The 21755-nt window shown below is 57.8% G+C and carries 20 protein-coding genes; 14 read left to right on the top strand and 6 right to left on the bottom strand.

The window, feature by feature from the left end; genetic code table 11:
- Window positions 1-155 precede the first annotated feature (155 nt).
- The 7 genes from folE to CKW11_RS01440 all read left to right on the top strand — a co-directional run bounded on the left by folE (window position 156) and on the right by CKW11_RS01440 (window position 6796).
- The gene (gene folE, locus CKW11_RS01470; protein WP_027611787.1) at window positions 156-716 is read left to right on the top strand and encodes a GTP cyclohydrolase I FolE; all 561 of its coding nucleotides are present in this window, start codon (window positions 156-158) and stop codon (window positions 714-716) included.
- Between the two features lie 107 nt (window positions 717-823).
- Window positions 824-1366: a DUF3833 domain-containing protein gene (locus CKW11_RS01465; RefSeq protein ID WP_095135797.1), complete on the top strand. Its 543-nt coding sequence runs from the start codon at window positions 824-826 to the stop codon at window positions 1364-1366.
- Window positions 1363-2073 (top strand): SDR family NAD(P)-dependent oxidoreductase, encoded by a 711-nt coding sequence (locus CKW11_RS01460; protein WP_095135796.1) that lies wholly within the window; start codon window positions 1363-1365, stop codon window positions 2071-2073. The genes CKW11_RS01465 and CKW11_RS01460 overlap by 4 nt, the downstream gene beginning before the upstream one ends.
- A 14-nt stretch (window positions 2074-2087) precedes the next feature.
- Window positions 2088-2393: a DUF6482 family protein gene (locus tag CKW11_RS01455; RefSeq protein WP_095135795.1), complete on the top strand. Its 306-nt coding sequence runs from the start codon at window positions 2088-2090 to the stop codon at window positions 2391-2393.
- A gap of 14 nt (window positions 2394-2407) precedes the next feature.
- Window positions 2408-3946 (top strand): cryptochrome/photolyase family protein, encoded by a 1539-nt coding sequence (locus CKW11_RS01450; protein WP_095135793.1) that lies wholly within the window; start codon window positions 2408-2410, stop codon window positions 3944-3946.
- A gap of 157 nt (window positions 3947-4103) precedes the next feature.
- On the top strand, window positions 4104-6293 hold the full coding sequence (locus CKW11_RS01445; protein WP_095135792.1) for a hybrid sensor histidine kinase/response regulator: 2190 nt from the start codon (window positions 4104-4106) through the stop codon (window positions 6291-6293).
- A gap of 59 nt (window positions 6294-6352) precedes the next feature.
- Window positions 6353-6796, top strand: a complete 444-nt coding sequence (locus tag CKW11_RS01440) for a TspO/MBR family protein (RefSeq protein ID WP_095136749.1) — start codon at window positions 6353-6355, stop codon at window positions 6794-6796.
- 50 nt (window positions 6797-6846) lie between these two features.
- On the opposite strand, the gene CKW11_RS01435 is transcribed toward CKW11_RS01440, so the two are convergent.
- Both CKW11_RS01435 and CKW11_RS01430 read right to left on the bottom strand, forming a co-directional pair.
- Window positions 6847-7614: a TSUP family transporter gene (locus tag CKW11_RS01435; RefSeq protein WP_095135790.1), complete on the bottom strand. Its 768-nt coding sequence runs from the start codon at window positions 7612-7614 to the stop codon at window positions 6847-6849.
- A gap of 56 nt (window positions 7615-7670) precedes the next feature.
- A complete protein-coding gene (locus CKW11_RS01430; RefSeq protein WP_095135787.1) occupies window positions 7671-8654 on the bottom strand; it encodes a hypothetical protein in 984 nt (327 codons plus the stop codon).
- 148 nt (window positions 8655-8802) lie between these two features.
- Here CKW11_RS01430 and CKW11_RS01425 point away from each other — a divergent pair, with 148 nt between their 5' ends.
- The 4 genes from CKW11_RS01425 to CKW11_RS01410 all read left to right on the top strand — a co-directional run bounded on the left by CKW11_RS01425 (window position 8803) and on the right by CKW11_RS01410 (window position 14888).
- A complete protein-coding gene (locus tag CKW11_RS01425; protein ID WP_095135785.1) occupies window positions 8803-9672 on the top strand; it encodes a LysR family transcriptional regulator in 870 nt (289 codons plus the stop codon).
- A 354-nt stretch (window positions 9673-10026) separates the two neighbouring features.
- Window positions 10027-12432: a glucose/quinate/shikimate family membrane-bound PQQ-dependent dehydrogenase gene (locus CKW11_RS01420; protein WP_095135783.1), complete on the top strand. Its 2406-nt coding sequence runs from the start codon at window positions 10027-10029 to the stop codon at window positions 12430-12432.
- Between the two features lie 105 nt (window positions 12433-12537).
- Window positions 12538-13824 carry a carbohydrate porin gene (locus tag CKW11_RS01415; RefSeq protein ID WP_095135771.1) on the top strand — a complete coding sequence of 429 codons (1287 nt, stop codon included), beginning with the start codon at window positions 12538-12540 and terminating at the stop codon, window positions 13822-13824.
- A gap of 161 nt (window positions 13825-13985) precedes the next feature.
- Window positions 13986-14888: a bestrophin family protein gene (locus CKW11_RS01410; protein WP_095135769.1), complete on the top strand. Its 903-nt coding sequence runs from the start codon at window positions 13986-13988 to the stop codon at window positions 14886-14888.
- A gap of 50 nt (window positions 14889-14938) precedes the next feature.
- Here the strand turns inward: CKW11_RS01410 and CKW11_RS01405 are convergent, their stop codons facing one another.
- Together CKW11_RS01405 and CKW11_RS01400 are read right to left on the bottom strand one after the other, a co-directional pair.
- Window positions 14939-15181 (bottom strand): hypothetical protein, encoded by a 243-nt coding sequence (locus tag CKW11_RS01405; RefSeq protein WP_007967139.1) that lies wholly within the window; start codon window positions 15179-15181, stop codon window positions 14939-14941.
- Between the two features lie 243 nt (window positions 15182-15424).
- Entirely contained in the window at window positions 15425-15856 is a 432-nt protein-coding gene (locus CKW11_RS01400) for a GFA family protein (RefSeq protein WP_095135767.1), read from the bottom strand.
- A 42-nt stretch (window positions 15857-15898) separates the two neighbouring features.
- Here CKW11_RS01400 and CKW11_RS01395 point away from each other — a divergent pair, with 42 nt between their 5' ends.
- The gene (locus CKW11_RS01395; protein ID WP_095135765.1) at window positions 15899-16855 is read left to right on the top strand and encodes a LysR family transcriptional regulator; all 957 of its coding nucleotides are present in this window, start codon (window positions 15899-15901) and stop codon (window positions 16853-16855) included.
- Window positions 16856-17045: 190 nt separating this feature from the next.
- Here CKW11_RS01395 and CKW11_RS01390 read toward each other — a convergent pair whose 3' ends face one another.
- Window positions 17046-17717 carry a lipopolysaccharide kinase InaA family protein gene (locus tag CKW11_RS01390; RefSeq protein ID WP_095135763.1) on the bottom strand — a complete coding sequence of 224 codons (672 nt, stop codon included), beginning with the start codon at window positions 17715-17717 and terminating at the stop codon, window positions 17046-17048.
- 455 nt (window positions 17718-18172) lie between these two features.
- On the opposite strand from CKW11_RS01390, the gene CKW11_RS01385 reads away from it, so the two are divergent.
- Window positions 18173-19222, top strand: a complete 1050-nt coding sequence (locus tag CKW11_RS01385) for a 3-oxoacyl-[acyl-carrier-protein] synthase III C-terminal domain-containing protein (protein WP_095135761.1) — start codon at window positions 18173-18175, stop codon at window positions 19220-19222.
- Between the two features lie 70 nt (window positions 19223-19292).
- Here CKW11_RS01385 and CKW11_RS01380 read toward each other — a convergent pair whose 3' ends face one another.
- Complete coding sequence (locus CKW11_RS01380; RefSeq protein WP_095135759.1) at window positions 19293-20723, bottom strand: aldehyde dehydrogenase family protein; 1431 nt, start codon at window positions 20721-20723, stop codon at window positions 19293-19295.
- A gap of 122 nt (window positions 20724-20845) precedes the next feature.
- Here CKW11_RS01380 and CKW11_RS01375 point away from each other — a divergent pair, with 122 nt between their 5' ends.
- On the top strand, window positions 20846-21748 hold the full coding sequence (locus tag CKW11_RS01375) for a LysR family transcriptional regulator (protein WP_177439962.1): 903 nt from the start codon (window positions 20846-20848) through the stop codon (window positions 21746-21748).
- Window positions 21749-21755 lie beyond the last annotated feature (7 nt).

Here is a 21755-nt window from a genome sequence, read left to right as displayed (position 1 = left end):
GAGGTTCTCGCATCCGCACAAAAAAAGTTGCCGATTGATTGTCAGTTGAATTTTTTCAGCCTATCTTGAATAAAACCTATACAAAGCACTTGTCTGCGTACAACTCTTCCGCTATGGATTGGCCCTCACGCACAGCACTGCCGCGAGCACTCTGAATGAACCCACTACTAGCCAGCCATTACCGTGAAATTCTTGTCGGCGTCGGTGAAAACCCCGAGCGCGAAGGTCTGCTCGACACGCCCAAACGTGCGGCCAAAGCAATGCAGTATCTGTGCAACGGCTACTCGATGAGCCTGGAAGACGTCACCAACGGTGCCCTGTTCGAATCGCAAAGCGATGAGATGGTCATCGTCAGTGACATCGAGCTCTATTCCTTGTGTGAGCACCACATGCTGCCTTTCATCGGCAAGGCGCACGTGGCGTACATCCCCACCGGCAGAGTGCTGGGACTGTCGAAAGTGGCGCGCGTGGTGGACATGTTCGCCCGGCGTCTGCAGATCCAGGAAAACCTCACCCGGCAAATCGCCGAGGCGATCCAGCAGATCACCGATGCCGCCGGCGTGGCCGTGGTCATTGAAGCCCGGCACATGTGCATGATGATGCGCGGCGTCGAAAAGCAGAATTCGATCATGACCTCCTCGGTGATGCTCGGTGCTTTTCGCGACAGCTCCACGACGCGTCAGGAGTTTCTGCAACTGATCGGGCGGCGAAGTTGATTTCCGATCTTCGACAGGTGCGATAAACCTGTACACAGCAACCCCACTGTACAAGCACGATACTCCTAATCTCACCCCCCATACCTGTGCACTCAGGGAGAACGGCAATGGCCCGATTTGTGCTCTTACTGGCTCTGGTACTCGGCGTTGCGAGCTGCGGCAGCGTGGATGTCAGCCACTATGCCGATCAGCAACCGGCGCTGGATCTGCAGCGCTTTTTCAGCAAACCCGTGAAAGCCTGGGGGATGTTTCAAAAGCGCTCCGGGGAAGTGGTCAAGCGCTTTGAGGTCAACATCGTCAGCCATCGTGAAGGCGACAACCTGATTCTCGATGAGCACTTCCTGTACAGCGACGGCACGCGCCAACGCCGCGTCTGGACCCTGACGCCCGAGGGCCAGGGGCGCTGGAGCGGGCGTGCGGGTGATGTGGTGGGTGTCGCCACAGGTCAGGTCGCTGGCAATGCGCTGCACTGGCGTTATCGCCTGAATCTGCCGGTCGACGGCACGACCTATGAAATGAGCATGGACGACTGGATGTACCAGATGGACGAGGACACGCTGATCAATCGCACCAGCATGTCCAAGCTCGGGGTTGAAGTTGGCCAGGTGACCTTGTTCTTCCGTCGCCAGGGCGCGGGAGAAAACCAATGAGCAGCCCGTTCAGCATGGCTTCCCTGGGCAACGGTTATCGCGCACTGGTGATTGGTGCCAGTGGTGCTATCGGTCGCGCGTTTTGCCAGCAGCTCAGTCAGGATCCGCGCTGTGCCGGGGTTCGTGAGCTGGGGCGTCGTACCGTTCCGGCGCTGGATCTGGAGCAACCGGAAACCATCGCCAGCGCCGCCACCGAATTGGCCGCAGAAGCGCCCTATCAGTTGATCGTGCACGCTGCGGGTCTGCTGCATCGTGAGCGGATCAAGCCAGAAAAGAGCTACAGCGCGATCGAGGCGGATGCGCTGCAGGCAGTGTTTCAAGTCAACACGCTGGGACCGGCAATGGTGTTGCGGCATTTTCTGCCGCTGCTCGATCCCCAAGGGGCGATGGCGATGCTCTCGGCCAAGGTCGGAAGCATTGGCGACAACCGTTTGGGCGGCTGGTACGCCTACCGCGCCTCCAAGGCTGCGCTGAACATGCTGATCAAGACCGCGGCGATCGAACTGGCGCGCACCCGCCCGCAAAGCCGCTTGCTGAGTCTGCACCCGGGCACGGTCGTGTCGGGTTTGTCGCAACCTTTTCGCGGGGCTTCCAGCGCCCGTCCGGCAGACGTTGCCGCTGACCAGTTACTCAACCTGATTGACCAATTGACCCCGGCCGACAGCGGCCAGTTCTTTGCCTACGATGGACAACGCCTGCCCTGGTAGGCAAGGAGTGAAGCATGAATCTGCAAACCCTGACCGAACGTGCGGCCAACAGCGAAATACGTGAGCTGGAGCTGCTGTCACTCGAAGGTGGTTTTTATCTGGCCCGCATCCGCCTGGATCACGGCCAGTTCACCTTGCTCGACGACGCGGCCAAACCGATGCACCTGCGCTCGATCACCCATCTGCGTGACTTGCTGCAGACCGTGCCGGCATTCCCCTGCGTGCTGGTGCAGCAATGCGTGCACGATGAAATGTGCGGGCGTGATACCGGGCCCGTCGAAGAGCTGCGGATTCCGTTTTCGTTGGCCACACCGCTATGAAACGGATGCTGTGAATGAACCAGAAACGTCGGTTGTGCCTGGTGCTGGGCGATCAGTTGTCCTTCGATCTGGCTTCATTGCAGACGCTCGATAGCGAGCGCGACACTGTGCTGCTGGTCGAGGTCATGGAAGAAGCCAGCCATGTGCCGCACCATCCGCAAAAGATTGCCCTGATCTTCAGTGCCATGCGCCATTTCGCCGAGGCACTGCGAGACCAAGGAGTCAGCGTCGAATACGTGACCCTGGATGATCCGCACAACAGCGGCTCGGTACCGGGGGAGTTACGCCGCTGGCAACAGCGGTTGCACGCCGAGGAAGTGCACGTCACCGAATGCGGGGACTGGCGTCTGGAGCAATCGATCAGGGACTGTGGCCTGCCCATCCATTGGCACGCCGATACGCGTTTTCTGTGCAGTCGCGCCGAGTTCGCCGCCTGGGCTGCCGGCAAAAAGCAGTTGCGCATGGAGTTTTTCTATCGCGAGATGCGCCGCAAGAGTCGCTTGCTGCTCAATGGCGACGGCACGCCGGTGGGCGGCGCGTGGAATTTCGATGCCGAGAATCGCAAGGCCCTGCCCAAAGGCGTGAAAGCCCCCTACCCGATCCGTTTCAGTAATGACGCGATCACCGGCGAAGTGCTGGATCTGGTGAAGGCGCGCTTCAGTCAGCATTACGGTGCACTCGACGACTTCAACTACCCGGTCACCCACGCCGACGCGCAAGCGCTATGGGAATATTTTCTGGATTATGGCCTGGCAGGATTCGGCGACTATCAGGACGCCATGGCCAGTGACGAACCGTTCCTGTTTCATGCGCGCATCAGCGCTGCGCTCAATATAGGCCTGCTGGATTTGCGGCAGTTGTGCAGCGACGTCGAGTCGGCTTATTGGGCCGGCAGGATTGCCCTGAATGCTGCCGAAGGCTTCATTCGGCAACTGATCGGCTGGCGGGAATATGTGCGCGGCGTGTACTGGCTGAAAATGCCGGACTACGCACTGGGCAACGCATTCGGCAACAGCCGACCACTGCCCGAGTTCTACTGGACCGGTGCTACGCAAATGAACTGCATGCGCCAGGCCATCGGCCAGAGTCTGCAGCACGCCTACGCGCATCACATCCAGCGGCTGATGGTCACCGGCAATTTTGCCCTGCTCGCCGGCATCGCGCCGAGCCAGATCTGCGAGTGGTATCTGGCGATCTACATGGATGCCTTTGACTGGGTCGAGCTGCCCAACACGCTGGGCATGGTCATGCATGCCGATGGCGGCTATCTCGGTTCCAAACCTTATTGCGCCAGTGGCCAATACATCAATCGCATGTCCGACTACTGCCGAGGTTGTGCCTACAAGGTCAGCGAAAGTACGGCGGACAATGCCTGCCCGTTCAATTCGTTGTACTGGCACTTTCTAATGCGCCACGGTGAGCAACTGCGCGGCAATCAGCGCATGGCGATGATGTACAAGAACCTCGACCGCATGCCGCAAGCCAAACAGGAGGCGCTGTGGCAACGCGGGCAGAACCTGTTGGCGCGTCTGGATAACGGCGAATCGATCTGAAATGAACGCTCGCTTGCGCGGGTGGTGAAACTTAAGCACAGCGCGCCCGGTCAACGGATGATTGGCGGTCGAATCCCTTGCGAGCGCAACTTTCACTGCTCGTGTGTGCCTACGCGCTGTATGAAGCCAGACCCTGAAAATTCAATAAGCAGGTCCCATGGATACCCTTGAACACCTTAGCCGCGAAGCGCTTGAGTCAGAGGTAAGGCGATTGCGCGCGGCGCTTCAGTGCCCTCAGGTCGACACACAGGTCGTTGACCTCGATCGCGACATGGCGGCGCAACTGCAAGCCAGTCGGGATGCGCTCGCACGCAGCGAGGCTCGCTTCATCACCATTCTGGAAACCATCGAGTCGGCGTTCGCCATCGTCAAGGTCAAATTCGACGCCGAGGATAAGCCCGTCGACTATTACTTCGTCGAAGCCAACCCGGCGTTCGAACACCAGTGCGGGGTCAACCTGCGCGGCAAATGGGTGACCGAGTTCGCGCCCAATCTGGAAAGATTCTGGTTCGAAACCTATGGCCACGTGGCCAAGACCGGAGAGCCGGCGAACTTCGAGAGCTACGCCAACACCTTCGAACGCTGGTTCGACGTACGCGCGGTGCGTGTCGGCGATCCGGCTGACCGGCAGATCGCCATTCTGTTCAACGACGTCACCGAGCGGCGCGACGCCGAGGAGCGCTTGCGAGCCAGCGAGGCCATTGCGCGGGAGAACGTCGAGCGCGTGCAACTGGCGCTCGCCGCCGGGGCGATCATTGGCACCTGGCACTGGGACCTGCCCACCGATCGTTTCGCCGTGGACGAAGCGTTCGCCCGGGTGTTTGAGCTCGACCCGGCGCTGGGCCGCGAAGGGCTCAGCCTCGAACAGGTGATGGTGAGCGTGCACCCCGAGGACCAGGATGGACTGACCACCGCGATCAACGAAGCCATCGGCCGCGGTGGCGCCTACTCCCACCAGTACCGTGTGCGCCGCGCCGACGGCAAATACCAGTGGATCGAGGCCAACGGCCGTGTTGAGTGTGCCGATGATGGAACGCCGTTGCGCTTTCCCGGCGTGCTGATCGATGTCGAGGAACGGCGCAATGTCGAAGCGGAGCGCGACCGCGCCATCGCCGCGTTGCGCGCGCTCAACGATACGCTGGAGCAGCGCGTGTCATCGCGCACCGCAGAGTTGATGCAGGCCGAAGAGAAACTGCGTCAGTCGCAGAAAATGGAAGCCGTCGGCCAACTGACCGGAGGCCTGGCGCATGACTTCAACAATTTGCTGGCCGGCATTTCCGGCGCGCTGGAGTTGATGGGCGCGCGCATAAGTCAGGGCCGGCTGAACGAGGTCGACAAATACATGGTGACCGCCCAGGGCGCGGTCAAGCGCGCCGCCGCCCTGACCCACCGCCTGCTGGCGTTCTCCAGACGCCAGACCCTCGATCCACGACCAACCGATGTCAACACGCTGATGACCGGGATGACCGAGCTGATCCAGCGTACGGTCGGCCCCAGCATCGTCCTGGAAACCCTCGGCGCGCCGGGGCTCTGGCCAACGCTGGTGGATGCCAGCCAATTGGAGAATGCCCTGCTCAACCTGTGCATCAACGCTCGCGATGCGATGCCGGACGGCGGGCGCATCACCATCGAGACGGCCAACCGTGCGCTGGACTGCGAGACGGCGCGCACGCTGGACATGCCAGAGGGCGAATACCTGTGCCTGTGCGTGACCGATACCGGCACCGGCATGACCGCCGATGTGATCGCCAAGGCCTTCGATCCGTTCTTCACCACCAAACCGCTGGGCCAGGGCACGGGGTTGGGGTTGTCGATGATCTACGGTTTCGCCAAGCAGTCCGGTGGCCAGGTGCGCGTGCATTCGCAGGTCGGTCAGGGCACCGAGATGTGCATTTATCTGCCGCGCTACCATGGCGAGCCCGTGCCGAATCAGGATGACAAGGACAACACGCCGGCAGCCTTGCCCAAGTCTGGCGAGACGATTCTGGTGGTGGACGACGAGCCTACGGTGCGAGCACTGCTGACTGACGTGCTCGGCGATCTCGGCTACACCTTGATAGAGGCCGCTGACAGTGTGGTCGGGCTGAAGATGTTGCGCTCGGACATTCACATCGACTTGCTGATCACCGACGTCGGCTTGCCGGGAGGCATGAACGGTCGGCAACTGGCCGATGCCGGCCGGGAAATCCGCCAGAATCTGAAGACCCTGTTCATTACCGGATATGCGGAAAACGCGGTGATTGGTGCCGGTCAATTGGGGCCGGACATGCAGGTGCTGACCAAGCCGTTTGCCGTCGACACGCTGGTGGCGCGGGTCAGCGACCTGATGGCGGTGAAATACGAATGAGCGACCGTTGCGGCGCTGTAATCCCAGAGAGAGTGGCTGCGGCCAAGGAGTGATAAATGGTGACGTTTCTGATTTTTCTGATCGCGTGCGGCGCTGCGGCGACTACCGGGGTGATTTTCAAACCGGGGCCATGGTACGAAGGGCTGAACAAACCCGGATTTACTCCACCCAATTGGGCGTTTCCGGTGGCCTGGACAATAATCTATCTATTGCTGGCCTGGGCCGGTTACCGCTTGAGCCTGATTCCTGGCAGTCAGACGGTACTGGCGCTGTGGGCGGCGCAGATTGCGCTGAACACGTTGTGGACGCCGGTGTTCTTCGGCGCGCATCAGGTGGCAGCTGCCATGGTCATCCTTGTGATGTTGTGGCTGGTGGTCGCGGTGATGGTTTTTATGGCGTTGCGCCTGGATTTGATCACCGGGTTGATCCTGTTTCCTTATCTGGCCTGGTTGTGTGTGGCGGCCGCGTTGAATTTCTCGATTCTGCGCAATAACCCAAGGTGAGCAAGACTGACGTCCAGTGATTTTCAAGTGTCGAAGGGGCTCGTTTTGATCTATGAAAATAGAGACAGCCCCATTCTGCCAATCAGAAAAACCAGCAGAATCAGGAAAAAGATCCGAATAAAGCCACTTCCGTAACGCAGTGCCAGAAATACTCCGGTGAGGGAACCGGCGATGTTGCACAGCGCTACGACTCCACCTACAGCCCACAGTACATTTCCGGTTGGCACAAAAAACAGGAGTGCTGCGCTGAAGGTGCCCAGATTGACCAGTTTTGCAGAGGCGGATGCGTTCAAAAAATCAAAACCAAAGTATTTGACGAAGATGAATAACAGTAGGCTACCGCTGCCCGGACCGAAGACGCCGTCATAAAACCCGATCAAGCCACCAAAAAAAATGCCCCAGGCAATTTCTTTTGTTCCGCAATGAAAGTCAGTGCTGACCAGGCCTAATCTTTTTTCCGCAAAGGTATATATGGCCATGGCTATCAAAATAAAAAAAACTACAAACTCCATGATTTTCTTTGGAACAATTGAAACGGAAAACGCACCAAGAAACGCAAAAACAAATGCTGAAAGCATGGTAGGCAGCATCAATTTCCAGACGATTTTTATTCTTTTGGTATAGCTGTATATCGAAGAAAGGTTGCCCGCCAGAACCGCCAGCTTATTGGTTCCAAAAACAGTGGCCAAACTATACTGAGGCAGGGCATGTAGAAGTGCTGGCAGCTGTACAAGCCCGCCACCACCGACCGCCGCATCTATCAAACCACCGCAGAAAGCAAAAAAACCCAAGGCGAACAACGCCTGTTCAAAATCCATTCAGGGGATCCTTTCGGAACTGTAATTCTCCGTAAAGCATCACAACATCCTCTAAGCTATTTTTCCGTATTCAGATTTCGGTACATGGCCTCGAAAGCTCTGCCTACGCGCTCATTGTAGTTGAGCATGATGCCTTTCAGGCGGCCGAGTTTAAAGGGTAGATCCATCGTTCGGCCATACGCTTGCGCTGCGGCCAAAGCATGCAGGCCATGTTTGTTTTCGACTTCCCCCGAGTGGCCCATCACGTAACCTTTGGCGTTACGTAGTGCATGCACATTGTTTCTCAACAAAGGATTGACTTCAAGCAACTTGCCCTCAATGTACTGAGCGATGAAGTTATACTCACGACCATTCCAGAGTTCAGAAGCAATAGAAACCATCATCGCATCCATAATTGAGCTTTTGTGCTCAAGCGAGTTCAGAGCTGACTTATGCTCTGCGATGCCCGTATTGTAAAGGAAGTCTGAAAACTCATTGCACTCCCGAACCTTGTATTGACTTTCAACCCAGGCAGTCGCGGCAAAAGCCGAAGTCATGTATTCGTACATACCGTCATGCCCTGGGTGTCCGAGCCCGAAGTCGTCTTTTGCAACTTCATGCATATGTGCCATTACATTGAGATATTCAATTTGTTTTTCAGCAGGTACGGACATTGCATCTGCTGAAAGCCGCATAATTATCTTTGCAGAGACCAGGCTAGTGGTTTTATGCGTTTCATTCCATCCGTTAAAAAATTTCAGAACAGCTGAACTCACTGTGTCTGTTTGAAGAAACGCTTTGAACGCGTTCTCCGCATGGCGTTGGGCTTCCTGGGTAATGGAATGATTGAGCACCTCCAGCATGGAATCCTGAATATCAGCAATGTGCGTGACATTTGCCATTACTGGCTGTCTGCGCTGATTTTGCAATATGACTCGACCCGGTATTTTCAGATTTTTTATGTGCTTTGGCAGCGCATCAATAAAAACCTCACCAAACTCTTGCATAGACCTGTAACTGTCAAACGCGTCAAGGCGACTCTGCAACATGGTTGAGTTCATGAGCTTATCCTTCTCCCTAAAGATATGTCGAGTTGGTCCCCTGATTTAAACGTCCATAATCAAATCAGGCCTTGAACAGTATGTCACTTGATGGGTGGCGACAAGTGAATTATAATGATCAAACCATTCATTATAAGTGAGCAATAGCATGGAGCTTTCTCAACTTACTATGTTCAAGGCGGTCGCGGATCACGGAAGTATCATTCGCGCATCTGAACTACTGCACTGCGTCCCATCAAACATTACCAATAGAATCAAACTTCTAGAGAAGGAGCTCGGTGTTCCATTATTTATCAGGAAAGGCCGGGGACTTGTTATCAGCCCTTCCGGTAGATTATTTCTCGGCTACGCAAACAAAATACTGTCTTTATGCCAAGAGTCACAAAGAGCGCTCGATCCTGCGGCGGCGCCGTCAGGACTCTTGAAGATCGGGGCAATAGAGTCATCGGCCACTGGCAGACTGCCCAAGCTGCTCTCAAAGTTTCATCAACTCTATCCGTCTGTGCAAATGCAGTTCGGCACGGGTGACTGGTCGCAGTTATTGAATGATGTGGTTGATCATAAACTGGACGGTGCCATCATTGCCGTCAATCAGGATCATCCGGATATCGAGAGTATCGAAATCTACAAGGAAGAGCTGGTATTGATTGCCTCTTCAGCCGCGGGGCAAATGCATAAACCGCAAGACCTGAGTGGCACGGACATATTCATGTGGCCTGAAGGCTGTCCTTATAGAAGAGCGCTGGAAACCTGGCTGGACGCGCACGATGTCTCTGGTTCCATTACCAGCATCGCCAGCTATGGCACCATTCTCGGTTGCGTCAGCTCCAAAGCGGGTGTTTCGTTAGTTCCCAGAGGCGTATTTGAACAGTTTCGGCGGATTGGTGACATAAGCGGATATGTATTTGACGACCTCCTCCCAATACAAAATTATTTTATAGGGAATAAAAACAGCGGGCCTCATCGAGCAAAAGAGAAATTTGCGGAGCTGCTCGTAGAGGAATTCAAGAACGTCTGAGGTCATGTCTGCAGTACGGCATGCTCATTGAATTCAGTGCGCGCGCGGCGCGTTGACCTTACTGAGCATCGTCCTTGCGCAGCCGAAAAGGGTGCACCCGTATGTCGGTTGATGGCTGGCATTTCGAAATCGCGCTTTTCGACTCACCCTCCCCACCTGTCAAAAATCCCATTTATCCAGACGAAAGCGCGACTTTAGCTGACGCAAGACCAGTCCTTGTCCGTCCCGCGAGCGCTGGTGCCTGCTCGCAAACCCGCACAGGCACGGTGATCTATGCTTCATGCTGAATTAGTGATTTAACTAGGTAGTTACCTATCTATATAATGCACGCCTCATTTCAACGGGACATTCAACGTGAAGCAGAGTCAACGCCTCTCGGGCATATCAAAATTCATTCTGGTCGGGCTGGGGGTGATCATCGCCCTGCTCGGCCTGGCACTTGCGGCTGGCGGAGTGAAGCTGGTCAGCCTGGGAGGGTCGTGGTACTTCCTCGTGGGTGGTCTGGTGATGGCCGTATCCGGTCTGCTGATTGCTCGCTTCAAGACGGCCGGCGCCTGGCTGTTCGCAGCATTTCTGGTCGGGACAGCGATCTGGGCGGTGAGCGATGCCGGGCTGGTGTTCTGGCCGGTGTTCTCGCGCCTGTTCATGTTCAGCGCCGTGGGTCTGGCGGTGACGCTGGTCTACCCGCTGCTCAAGCGTGCCAACGGTGGCGTGCCGGGTCGTGGCGCTTACGGCGTTGCCGCTGTCCTGGCCGTAGGGCTGGCGGTGGCTGCCGGCAACATGTTCGTTGCGCACCCGACCGTCGCTGCCACCGGCACTGGCCCGGGCCTGACCCCGGTTGAGCCAGACAAGGCGCAAAAAGACTGGGCGCACTACGGCAATACCGAAGGCGGCAGCCGCTTTGCTGCGCTGGACCAGATCAACCGCAACAACGTCGACAAGCTGAAAGTGGCGTGGACCTACCACACCGGTGACGTCGCCGAGAGCGATGGCAACGGTGCCGAAGACCAGCTCACCCCGTTGCAGATCGGCAACAAAGTGTTCATCTGCACCCCGCACAACAACCTGATCGCGCTGGATGCCGACACCGGCAAAGAGCTGTGGAAGAACGCGATCAACGCCCAGTCGAAAGTCTGGCAGCGTTGCCGTGGCATGGCCTACTTCGATGCGACCAAGAGCATCGCTCAGCCAAGCAATTCGAGCATCATCGAAGCCAAACCGGCACCGGCCGCCAACTGCCAGCGCCGTCTGCTGACCAACACCATCGACGCCCGCCTGATCGCGGTCGATGCCGACACCGGCGAGTTCTGTCAGGGTTTCGGCAACAACGGTCAGGTTGATCTGAAGGCCGGCCTCGGTGACGTGCCGGACAGCTACTACCAGCTCTCCTCCGCGCCGCTGATGGCCGGTACCACTGTGGTGGTCGGCGGTCGTGTGGCCGACAACGTACAAACCGACATGCCGGGCGGCGTGATCCGTGGTTTCGACGTGATCACCGGCGCCATGCGCTGGGCGTTCGACCCGGGCAACCCGCAGGACAAACAGGCACCGGCCGACGGCAGCACGTATGTGCGCAGCACGCCGAACAGCTGGGCGCCGATGTCCTACGATCCGGCGACCAACACCGTGTTCCTGCCGATGGGCAGCTCGTCCACCGACATCTATGGTGTCGAGCGCAGCAAACTCGATCACACCTACGGTGCCTCGATCCTCGCGCTGGACGCCACCACCGGTGATGAACGCTGGGTGTTCCAGACCGTGCACAACGATCTCTGGGACTTCGACCTGCCAATGCAGCCGAGCCTGATCGACTTCACCAAGGACGGCAAAAGCGTTCCGGCGCTGGTCATCGGCACCAAGGCCGGGCAGATCTACGTGCTTGATCGCGCCACCGGCAAACCGTTGACCGAGGTTAAAGAAGTCCCGGTCAAAGCCGCGAACATCCCGAACGAACCGTACTCGCCAACCCAGCCAAAATCGGTGGGCATGCCACAGATCGGTGCGCAGCATCTGACTGAGTCGGACATGTGGGGCGCCACCCCGTACGACCAGTTGCTGTGCCGGATCGATTTCAAATCGATGCGTTACGACGGCCTGTACACCGCGCCGGGTACCGACAAATCGCTGAGCTTCCCGGGTTCGCTGGGCGGCATGAACTGGGGCAGCATCTCCACTGACCCGGTGCACGGCTTCATCTTCGTCAACGACATGCGCCTGGGTCTGTGGATTCAGATGATCCCGTCGCAGAACAAGGCTCAGGCCTCCTCCGGTGGCGAAGCGTTGAACACCGGCATGGGCGCGGTACCGCTCAAAGGCACGCCTTACGCGGTGAACAAAAACCGCTTCCTGTCGGTGGCCGGCATTCCTTGCCAGGCTCCGCCGTTCGGTACGCTGACTGCGATCGACATGAAGACTCAGAAAGTTGCCTGGCAGGTTCCGGTCGGCACCGTTGAAGACACCGGTCCGCTGGGCATCCGCATGCACTTGCCGATCAAGATCGGTCTGCCAACCCTCGGCGGCACCCTGTCGACCCAGGGTGGCCTGATCTTTATCGCCGGCACCCAGGACTTCTACCTGCGCGCCTTCAACAGCGGTAACGGTGAAGAGGTGTGGAAAGCGCGCCTGCCGGTTGGCAGTCAGGGCGGCCCGATGACCTACGTGTCGCCGAAGACCGGCAAGCAGTACATCGTCGTTACCGCCGGTGGTGCACGTCAGTCGACCGATCGCGGCGACTACGTGATGGCCTACGCCTTGCCGTAAGCCGCAGCGCCCGTGCTGAACACGGGCGCTTCTTTTTTGCGCGCGGCACCTGAGGGTGCCGCGCCGCTTTCCGATATCGCTACAGCTTTGAGCAGGAAGATCTCCATGTTTGGTTTTACTCGTAACGGCTGGGTCAACGGCGTGCTGTTGGGCCTGACCTGCACCACCCTGCCCGCCTACGCCGATACCGATTCAAACCTGTTGACCCGCAACACCCTGACCGGCGATTGGGGCGGTCTGCGCCACCAGATGGACCAGGACGGCATCAAATTCACCGGCGATTACACCGGTGAAATGGCTTACAACGCCGATGGCGGCCTGCATCGCTCCGGCCGTTACTCGCAGAACATCAAGCTCGGTGCCCAGTTCGACCTGAGCAAGCTGTATGGCGTAGAGAACGCCGGCAAGGTTCAGCTCACCATCAACGACCGCCGCGGCAACAGCGCCTCGGAAGACCTGGTTGGCAACCGCCTGCCGATCCAGGAAAACTACGGTGGTCTCTACACCCGCCTGACCGAACTCAGCTACGAGCGCAGCCTGTTCACTCCAGCGCTCAACGTGAAGCTGGGTTACATGGCCATGGGCAACGACCTCGGTGGTCTGGACAGCGGCATTCTGTGCAACTTCATGAACGCCGGTTTCTGCGGCCATCCGCTGAACATGTCCGGCGGCAGTGGCTGGACCAACTATCCCAACGCGCACCTGGGTGTGCGGGTGAAGTACGACTTGTCGCCGTCATGGCAACTGCGCGTAGCGGCGTTCAACGTCGACCCGGAAAGCAACGGCAACTCCAGCCGCGCCTGGCATCTGGGCCCGAAACACACCACCGGCACCGTGGTGCCGATCGAGCTGGTGTACAAGCACGCGGGCCCATTGCCCGGCGAATACAAGCTGGGTTACTACTACGACAGCTCCGACGTGAAACGCATCGGCAGCGACAAAGAAGTCTCCGGCCGTGGCGGTCACTACTTGCTGATCGATCAAGCCGTATGGAGTTCGCCAACGTCCGAGGGGCGCAGCCTGCATGCGTTCGGCCAATACTCGGCGGCCAGCGAAGCGGCTTCGCCATTCAGCAAGTGGTACGGCACCGGACTGGTGCTGTACAAACCGTTCGAAGGTCGCCCGCGCGACACCGTTGCTCTGGGCTACGGCCGCGCCGTGCCTAACCCGCGCAGCCGCGACGTGCAACAGGACGCCGCCATGGCCAACGGTACGCAGTTCCCGAACCTGGACAGTGGCGAGCAGTTGATCGAACTCGGCTACGGCTACCAGGCCACGCCGTGGCTGACGTTGCGCCCGAACATGCAATACATCATCGAACCGGGCGCGTTTTCCGGGCAGGACATCGACAATGCGTTGGTGTTTGGCTTGCAGGTGAAAGCCTCGCTCTGAGTCTTCAGGCTGCAGGCAATAAAAAACCCGGCGTAATGACCGGGTTTTTTGTTGCCTGAAAATTGTCGTAACCAAGATGCTCACTCGACACCGAACCTTTACCCCCAAACCAGCGTCGGAGCTAGGGCGTTAACGCTTACCGCTCGCCACGAGGTTTCCGTTTGAAAGCCACCATCGTCAAAAAATACCGCTTGATCATCAAGACCATGGGTTACGTGGGCTGGTCGCTGTTCTGGCTGTTGCTCTGGGACATTGCCGTCACCGTCGACTTCATGTTGTTCCTCAACGCCAAGATCAACCTGCCGCTGATGCCTCTGACTTTGCTCGGTTCTGCTCTGGTGGTGCTGATCAGTTTCCGCAACAGCAGCGCCTACAACCGTTGGTGGGAGGCGCGCACCCTGTGGGGCATGATGATCAACAGCTCGCGCAGCTTTGCCCGGCAGGTGCTGACGCTGCTGGATGATCCCGACAACGAAGTGAACCCGGTGAAGGCGACGCTGTTGCGCCGCCATGTGGCCTACGTCAATTGCCTCGCGGCGCATCTGCAAGGTCAGCCTTGCCCGGAGGAAGTCCGCGCGTTCATCCCGGCGGATGAATTCGCCCGCAGCGGCACCACCAACAACTTTGCCAACGACATCCTCACCGGTTCCGCGGCGTTGCTGGCCCGGGAATACAAGGCCGGGCGCCTGGACAGTATTCGTCTGGCACGGCTGGAATCGACGATGGTCGATCTGTCCAATAGCCAGGGCGGGATGGAGCGGATCGCCAATACCCCGCTGCCCTACCCTTACGTGTACTTCCCACGCCTGTTTATCTCGCTGTTCTGCCTGATTGTGCCGGTGGGCCTGGTGGAGTCGCTGGGTTGGTTCACCCCGCTGGCCTCGACGGTGGTGGGCTTCATGCTGCTGGCCATCGAACGCATCGGTACTGACCTGCAAAGCCCGTTTCGCCACAGCGAGCACCAGATCCAGATGGAAACCCTGTGCGAAACCATCGAGAAAAACCTGCAGTCGATGCAGCGTGATTCGTTGGGGGATGTGCACAGGGTTGAAGAAACCGCTTGAACAACGATCTGAGGGATGCCAGGGCGTAAAGCCCTGGCCAGTTGCAGGTATTACTTCTTCTTTTTCGCCGGCTTGTCAGCCTTCTTTGAGTCCTTGGCCTTTTCCGGCTTGCTATCGGCTTTTTTGGCTGACTTTTTCGGTTCGGCGTCTTTCTTCTTGTCTTTCTTGTCGGAGGACTTGGAAAGCGCCGAAGCTGCCGCTGATTTCTTTTCCGGCGAAGACTTTTTGTCTTTCAAGTCCTTGCTGGCTTTCGAAGCATCGTCTTTTTTACTTTTCTTCTCGTCTTTAGCCACGTTGACCACCTCTCGGAATGTGCCGGTATTGGCACCGGGCCTGTGCGAATGAACACAAGCTGATCGTTAGGCGTGGGCGTTCGGTCGGGGTTCAGATTATTTGACTCGATCGAGCGACTTGGCGAAAGCCAAAGGCGGACGTTCGATTACGTCCGCAGACTATTGATAACGGACATTGTTAAGCCACCTTGGTACTCTGAAAAATCTGCCCCTTTGTTCCGGATTTTTCAGGAGTACGCTCCTTTACCCGAGTGCGCTGGCAAACGCCTGGGGCGTCGGGCTCTCCTCCCATTGTGCAACGCCTTGCGGCAGAACCAGCCAGGGTTGCTTGCGGCGCGTCCAGATATGCGCGACCGGCGTGAAGCGCTCCGAACCTTCCAATACGCCGCCCCGCACCACACGCATGCCGGGCGCGGCGCTGGTCTCGTTGAACAGTCGGGTATGGCACTCGCCGCAGGCATATTGCGTGGAGGTATGCCCTTGGTGCTCGTGTGCAAAGGTCGCTGTTTCGCCCGTCACCTGCACTGCCGAAGCCGCGCATAGCATATGCAGGCCGAACGCGCTGCCGCTCCAACGCTGACAGTTCAGACAATGACAGGCATACAGCGGTGGCAGTTGCTGCGCCTCGATTTCGATACTGACGTGCCCACACAGACATTGACCGGTGAATCTCATGCGTTGACTCCTTACAATGACGCCCGGATAAGTTCGGCGCGCATGATCCCTTTTCACTCGCCCGAGCAGAAGAGCAAAAAAGGAGCAACTGTTGGTCAAGAATGTATGAGCGGTCTTGAATGGGAAAGCCAGCAGGTGTTCCTTGCGGTGCTGCGCTCCGGCAGCCTGAGCGGTGCTTCGAAGTTGCTGGGGATTGCGCAGGCCACCGCGCGCCGACGCCTCGATCATCTTGAGCAGACACTCGGCTTGAGCCTGTTCACCCGCACGCCCTCAGGCCTGACACCTACGAGTGGGGCGCAGCGCCTCATCGATCATGTCGAAGCCATGGACCTCGCCGCGCAAGCCTTCAACCGGGCGGCCAGCGCTGAAACGTCAGTGGACCACGGCACGGTGCGGCTGACCTGTGGCGAGCTGCTGGGGGTTGAGGTGTTGCCCGCTTTACTGCGGAACTTCCATTACAACCATCCTGGGTTGAAGCTCGAACTGAGCATCGGCGACGCACTGGAAGACATCGCCAGGCTGGAGTCGGATATAGCCGTACGCCTGATGCGTCCGATGGAGGCTGATATCGTGGTGCGGCGGGTCGGCAGCTTGCGGATCGGCGTCCATGCCAGTGCCGAGTGCCTGGAGCGTTATGGTGATCCCGTCAGCCTGACGTCGCTGCGCCAGCGGCCGCTGATCGGGCCAGACCGTCGCTCAGCCGACTTGCGTCGCTTGGTCGACGCCGGGCTGTGTGAAGCTGATCAGCATTTCGCGATTGCCACGGATCATCACCTTGCGCAACTGGCTGCATTGAAAGCGGGATTGGGCTTCGGTCTTTGCCCGATACCTATCGCCAGAAGCCATGGGCTGATTCACGTATTGCCAGACAGCTTCGGCTTCGAGGTCGAAGTGTGGATCGCGATGCACAGTGACTTGCGCAAAATCAAGCGGATCGCCAAGGCGTTCGAAGTGATAGGTGAGGAACTGCATCACTATCTGCGCTCGAACGACCATTGAGGGAAGTGTTTGAGCGTCCGCTGTTTGATCCGCTGGTAATGAGGGTACGTCAGTGGATGAAGTCAAACGTCCGCTTCAGCCATTAGTTGACGTTCAATTTGGGGGGCTGCCCCCGCCGTGTACCAATGGCTTGTGGCTGTTTAACAATCCGCCAACAGGTCGGTAAGGCCCCGGCGGAATGCACACCTACCTACAGGGTTCTACCACTGGCTTGCTCATAGCACGCAAGAAAATGCTGCCACTGCGATTCATCCCAGAAAGAATGCCGTCTGAGTTGCGGAATGTCGTGACGCGCCGCACCCATTGCCGTAGCCCGACCGCGAGATTTCTCCAGGTCAAGCAGCGCCAGTTCGAAATCGAAGTCTGTGTCGGTAATCGACGCCTTGATAAAGACGTGTTTGGAACGCATGCAACCGTGCTGCCATCTGCCCGAGTGCATCCGTGCCAGCATTTGCGCCAAACGCTCAAAAAGTCGCAAATGTTGCTCTGTGGTCAACAGGCTTGCAGCGCCCTGGCTATACCAAGTATCCAGATCGATGAAGCCGCCCAGATCTTTGGTAACCAAGACACCCTGCCATACGCCGGCGACTTTTCTCGCGCCATAAAATACCGGTCTCGGCGCATTCACGCCCAGCTCTTCGAGTCTTGAAAGGGCAACGCCTTCACGCAATGCGGTGGGTCGGCCAGTGGGGTAACGGAGACTGCGGAACAAATGGCCGGTCTGACGCTTGACGAAAAACGTCTTGCCACCTTGAACAACCAGCTGGACACCGCTGGTACCGCTTCGGCGCACATTCGGCGGTTCAACCCACGATCCAGACGTACCCCACCAGAAATCAAACTCATCGCCTGCCCTGCCCATTGCGCGCTCCATTTATTGTAGAAATCGTTTCGTGCGACGTTTGCATGAGGGTCGCACCAGCAGCTCAGTCTGTTGGTGGACGTTAATAGTTCCCTCGGTTTTCGAGGATTTTAGGGCCAGCTTGGGGCTTTTACGCAACCACGTGACGAAAATTGGCTATTGAGGGGTGTTTATCCCTTCTGGTGTGTCCTTTTCGCCGATAGCTGACGACATCAAACACAGATGCCAACCGCGTCGCGAGGGTCCGCCCGACTGTTTTTTCGATTAACTTGAAAGCCGTTAAATTGACCCAGGTCATGATTCAATTCGATTGAGGCAAATAACGAGCAACGTCCTTGATCCGCGTTTTCTTTGTGCTAAAAGTATTGCCGCCAGTGGCTCCTTACAGGGATGAGTAAGGGTTTGCTCATCCGCAGCCATTGCCCACGGATGCATACTTTCAACAAGGAAGTCATATGAAAATAGTTGGGCTGTCCGGGATTCTCCCGTCACGCATTGTCAGCAATCAGGACGTTATAAACCTGGTCGAGGAACACTCTAAAGATACCTTCCAGGAAGACTTGCCGAAAACATTGAAGACCATCAGCAAGTTGCTTGAAAAAAGTGGCAGCGGAACGCGTCATTGGCTGGGTGCCAACGAAACGCCAATGCAATTGATGGAGACTGCATTCAACTCGGCGCTCGCTCAGGCCAATATCGACAAAGCCGATCTGGATCTGTTGATCTATCCGAACGTCACTCGCGGGTTTATCGAACCCGCCAACAGTACGTTCATCGCCAAGGCGCTGGGCCTGAGCTGCAGAAACTTTGATGTGGTGGACGCCTGCAATGGCTGGGTGACCGCCATGGATGTCATCAACAGCAAAATGCAGGCCGGCGAGATTCGCTATGCGGCAATCGTCAATATGGAGTTTGGCATGTCTGCTGGCGGGCCGGTGATGCCCAAGAACTTCTCTTTGCAGTCGTCGGCGGAACTGGCTTACAAGTTCCCGAGTTTTACCATTGGCGAAGCCGTCACGGTCACCATCCTCAGTCATGAGGCCCCCGGCAACTTCAAGTTCTCGTACATCAACCGGCCGGACTTGAGTGACTTGTCGACCATCTCCCTGCCGGATTGGAAACTGTTCTGCAATGAGGAGGATATTCCCCGTATTTCACCGACCGGCGGGCAGTATCAATTCAACTCCTACGCGGCAGCCTTGCATGAAGATGGTCGCAATGAAGCGATCAAAGTCTTCAATCTGCAGAACATCTCTGCAGCAGATGTTCATAAAGTGTTTATTCATACCGGTTCGCCAAAGATGTGGGAGCACATTGGGCAACTGATCGGTATTGATCACAAACTGCACCACGTCGGGCATAAGACCGGCAACATCATTACCGCGTCCATCCCCTACGGCATCTTCGATGCCATGAGTCGAGGCGAAGCCGAGAACGGCCAGTTTTGCATGGGCTGGGCAGGCAGTGGCGGGATGGTTTTCTCCGCGCTGTCGTTTACCTTGTAAGGCCTGAAGCAACTTGCCGTCGTGAGGCGGCAAGTTGCTCGAACCTGTTGGCAACAGGAATCTGACCCAGTCATTTCAACGTGTCATGGCTGATCAACGTCTTCGGCTCCAAATACGCGCTCATCCCCCACTTGCCCATTTCGCGCCCAAGGCCTGAATGTTTGAATCCACCGAAGGGGGCAAGCGGTTCGTGGGTCAGGGTGTTGATGAGCACGCGTCCCGCATTGATCTGACGGGCTACGTTCATACAACGTTCAGCGCTATTTCCCAGTACCAGGGCGCTCAGCCCATAGTCCGTATCGTTGGCAATGCTGATCGCATCGGCATCATCCTCGTAGGGGATGATCGCCAATACGGGCCCGAAGATTTCCTCACGAGCGAGGCGCATCCGGTTGTTGGCATCAGTGAAGATCGTGGGTTTCACAAACCATCCGGCATGCAAGCCTTCCGGGCGACCTTCGCCACCCGCCAGCAACCTTGCGCCTTCTTCCTGGCCGATACGGATGTAGCGCTGCACCCGTTCCCATTGTTTCTGGCTCACCATCGGACCGATATCAGTGTCGGTGTTACGCGGATCGCCCGATCGGATCTGTGAGACGCCCTCCCTCGCAATCCGCTCAAACTCTGCCAGCCGGCCGCGCGGCACAAGGATACGAGTGCCCGCGATGCACGCCTGACCGCTGTTGAGAAATCCGGCTTGCAGCACCATCGGCATGACCGCCTGCAGATCAGTATCATCAAGCACCACGGTGGGCGACTTGCCGCCGAGTTCCAGCGTCACACGCTTCATGGTGTCGGCACCGGTTCTGACGAGATGCTTACCGACAGCGGACGATCCCGTAAACGAGATTTTGGCAACGTCGGGATGACCGGCGATCGCCTCGCCAACCACATCACCCCGTCCGTTGACGACATTGAATACACCCGGTGGCAGCCCCGCTTCGTGCAACGCACTGACCACGACCTGCGTCTGCAACGCGCTCATCTCGCTAGGCTTGATGACGGCGGTGCAGCCTGTCGCCAGCGCGGTGGCCAGCTTGTTGCAGATGAAGCCCGCATTGCTGTTCCATGGCGTGATCAGACCGGCCACCCCCACGGGCGTCAGAATGACCCTGGCCATGCCGACCTGTTCCTCGAAATCGAACGCCTCCAGAGCTTCGATTGCCTGCGCAATCACGTCGGCCGGATAAGTCGCCATCGAGCGCGCGCGAGCCGCAGGTGCACCGTATTCCGTGACGATGGCTTCCAGCAGCTCTTCCTCCTTTGCCGCCACAGCCCGGTGCATGCGGTGCAGTGCCGCAATGCGCTCCTCCCGGCCAGTGCGGGCCCACGCCGGGAATGCAACCTTGGCGGCTGCGATCGCACGCTGTGCGTCCAGTGCATCGCCCAGCCGAACCTGACCGATGACTTCCTCGGTGCTCGGGTTATGAAGGTCGAACCATTCCTGACCGTGTGGAAGAACGAACTCGCCGTTGATATAGATATGTTCAATGCGTTGCATGGCGACTCCTCGCTCAAAACGACTCGTCTGAATCGGGCCTCTGTGATGAAGTCTAAGAAGGGCGCATTATTCCGATAAGCCATCCTTTGGCTGATGAAGCATCCTTATATTCAGGACGATCCATGCACAGAACAGGAATGACCGAGCTGGAAGTGGTACTGGCCGTGGCGCGGCGCAGCAGTTTTCGCGGCGCTGCACAGGAACTGGGCATGTCCACTACTGCCGCTAGCAACGCGGTGGCCGGTCTGGAAGCGCGCCTGAAAGTGCGGCTGTTCAATCGCTCCACGCGCAGCGTTGCCCTCACCGACATCGGCCAACGCTATGTGGCACGCATCGCACCTGCGTTGGCACAGATCAAAAGTGCCGGCGAAGAAGCCAGCGTCGGCCCCGACGAGCCCAGCGGCACATTGCGCATCAATGCACCGCATGGCGCGGCCTACCTGCTGCTGGATCCGCTATTGAAGCAGTACGCTCAACGCTATCCCGACGTACGTATCGACATCGTCAGCGAATCAAGCATGGTCGACATCATCGCCGGCGGCTTCGACGCCGGGATTCGCCTGGCGGAGTCCGTGCCGCAAGACATGATTGCCGTGGCACTGTCAGGTGACATTCGGATGCTTGTGGTCGCAACGCCCGAGTACCTCGAACGCCAGGGCGTGCCCGAACATCCGCGAGATCTGCTCACCCACCGGAGCATCGGCATGCGCATGGCCCATGGTGGCCTCTACCAGTGGGAATTGGAGCGCGATGGCCAAAAGCTGCAGATGGATCTGCCGGTGAGCTTCGCCTCCAACGAAATGCTGGCAATCAAACAGGCCGTGTTGTTGGGCCTTGGCATTGGTTTCATTTCCGAATGGTTCATCCAGGAAGAGCTGGCGAGCGGCGCCCTGCTGCCGGTGTTGATGCCGTGGTGCCCATCATTTGGCGGACTGAGGCTTTACTACTCGGGCCATCGCTTCGTGCCCGCGCGGTTACGCGCATTGATTGAACTGGCGCAGGAGTTGCGGCCAACTGTGATTTGATCCTGTT

The organism is Pseudomonas sp. Irchel s3a10, from assembly GCF_900187525.1.
GTDB lineage: Bacteria > Pseudomonadota > Gammaproteobacteria > Pseudomonadales > Pseudomonadaceae > Aquipseudomonas > Aquipseudomonas koreensis_G.
Note: the sequence above shows the minus strand (reverse complement) of the source record. Positions and strands in the feature narration are given on the sequence as shown.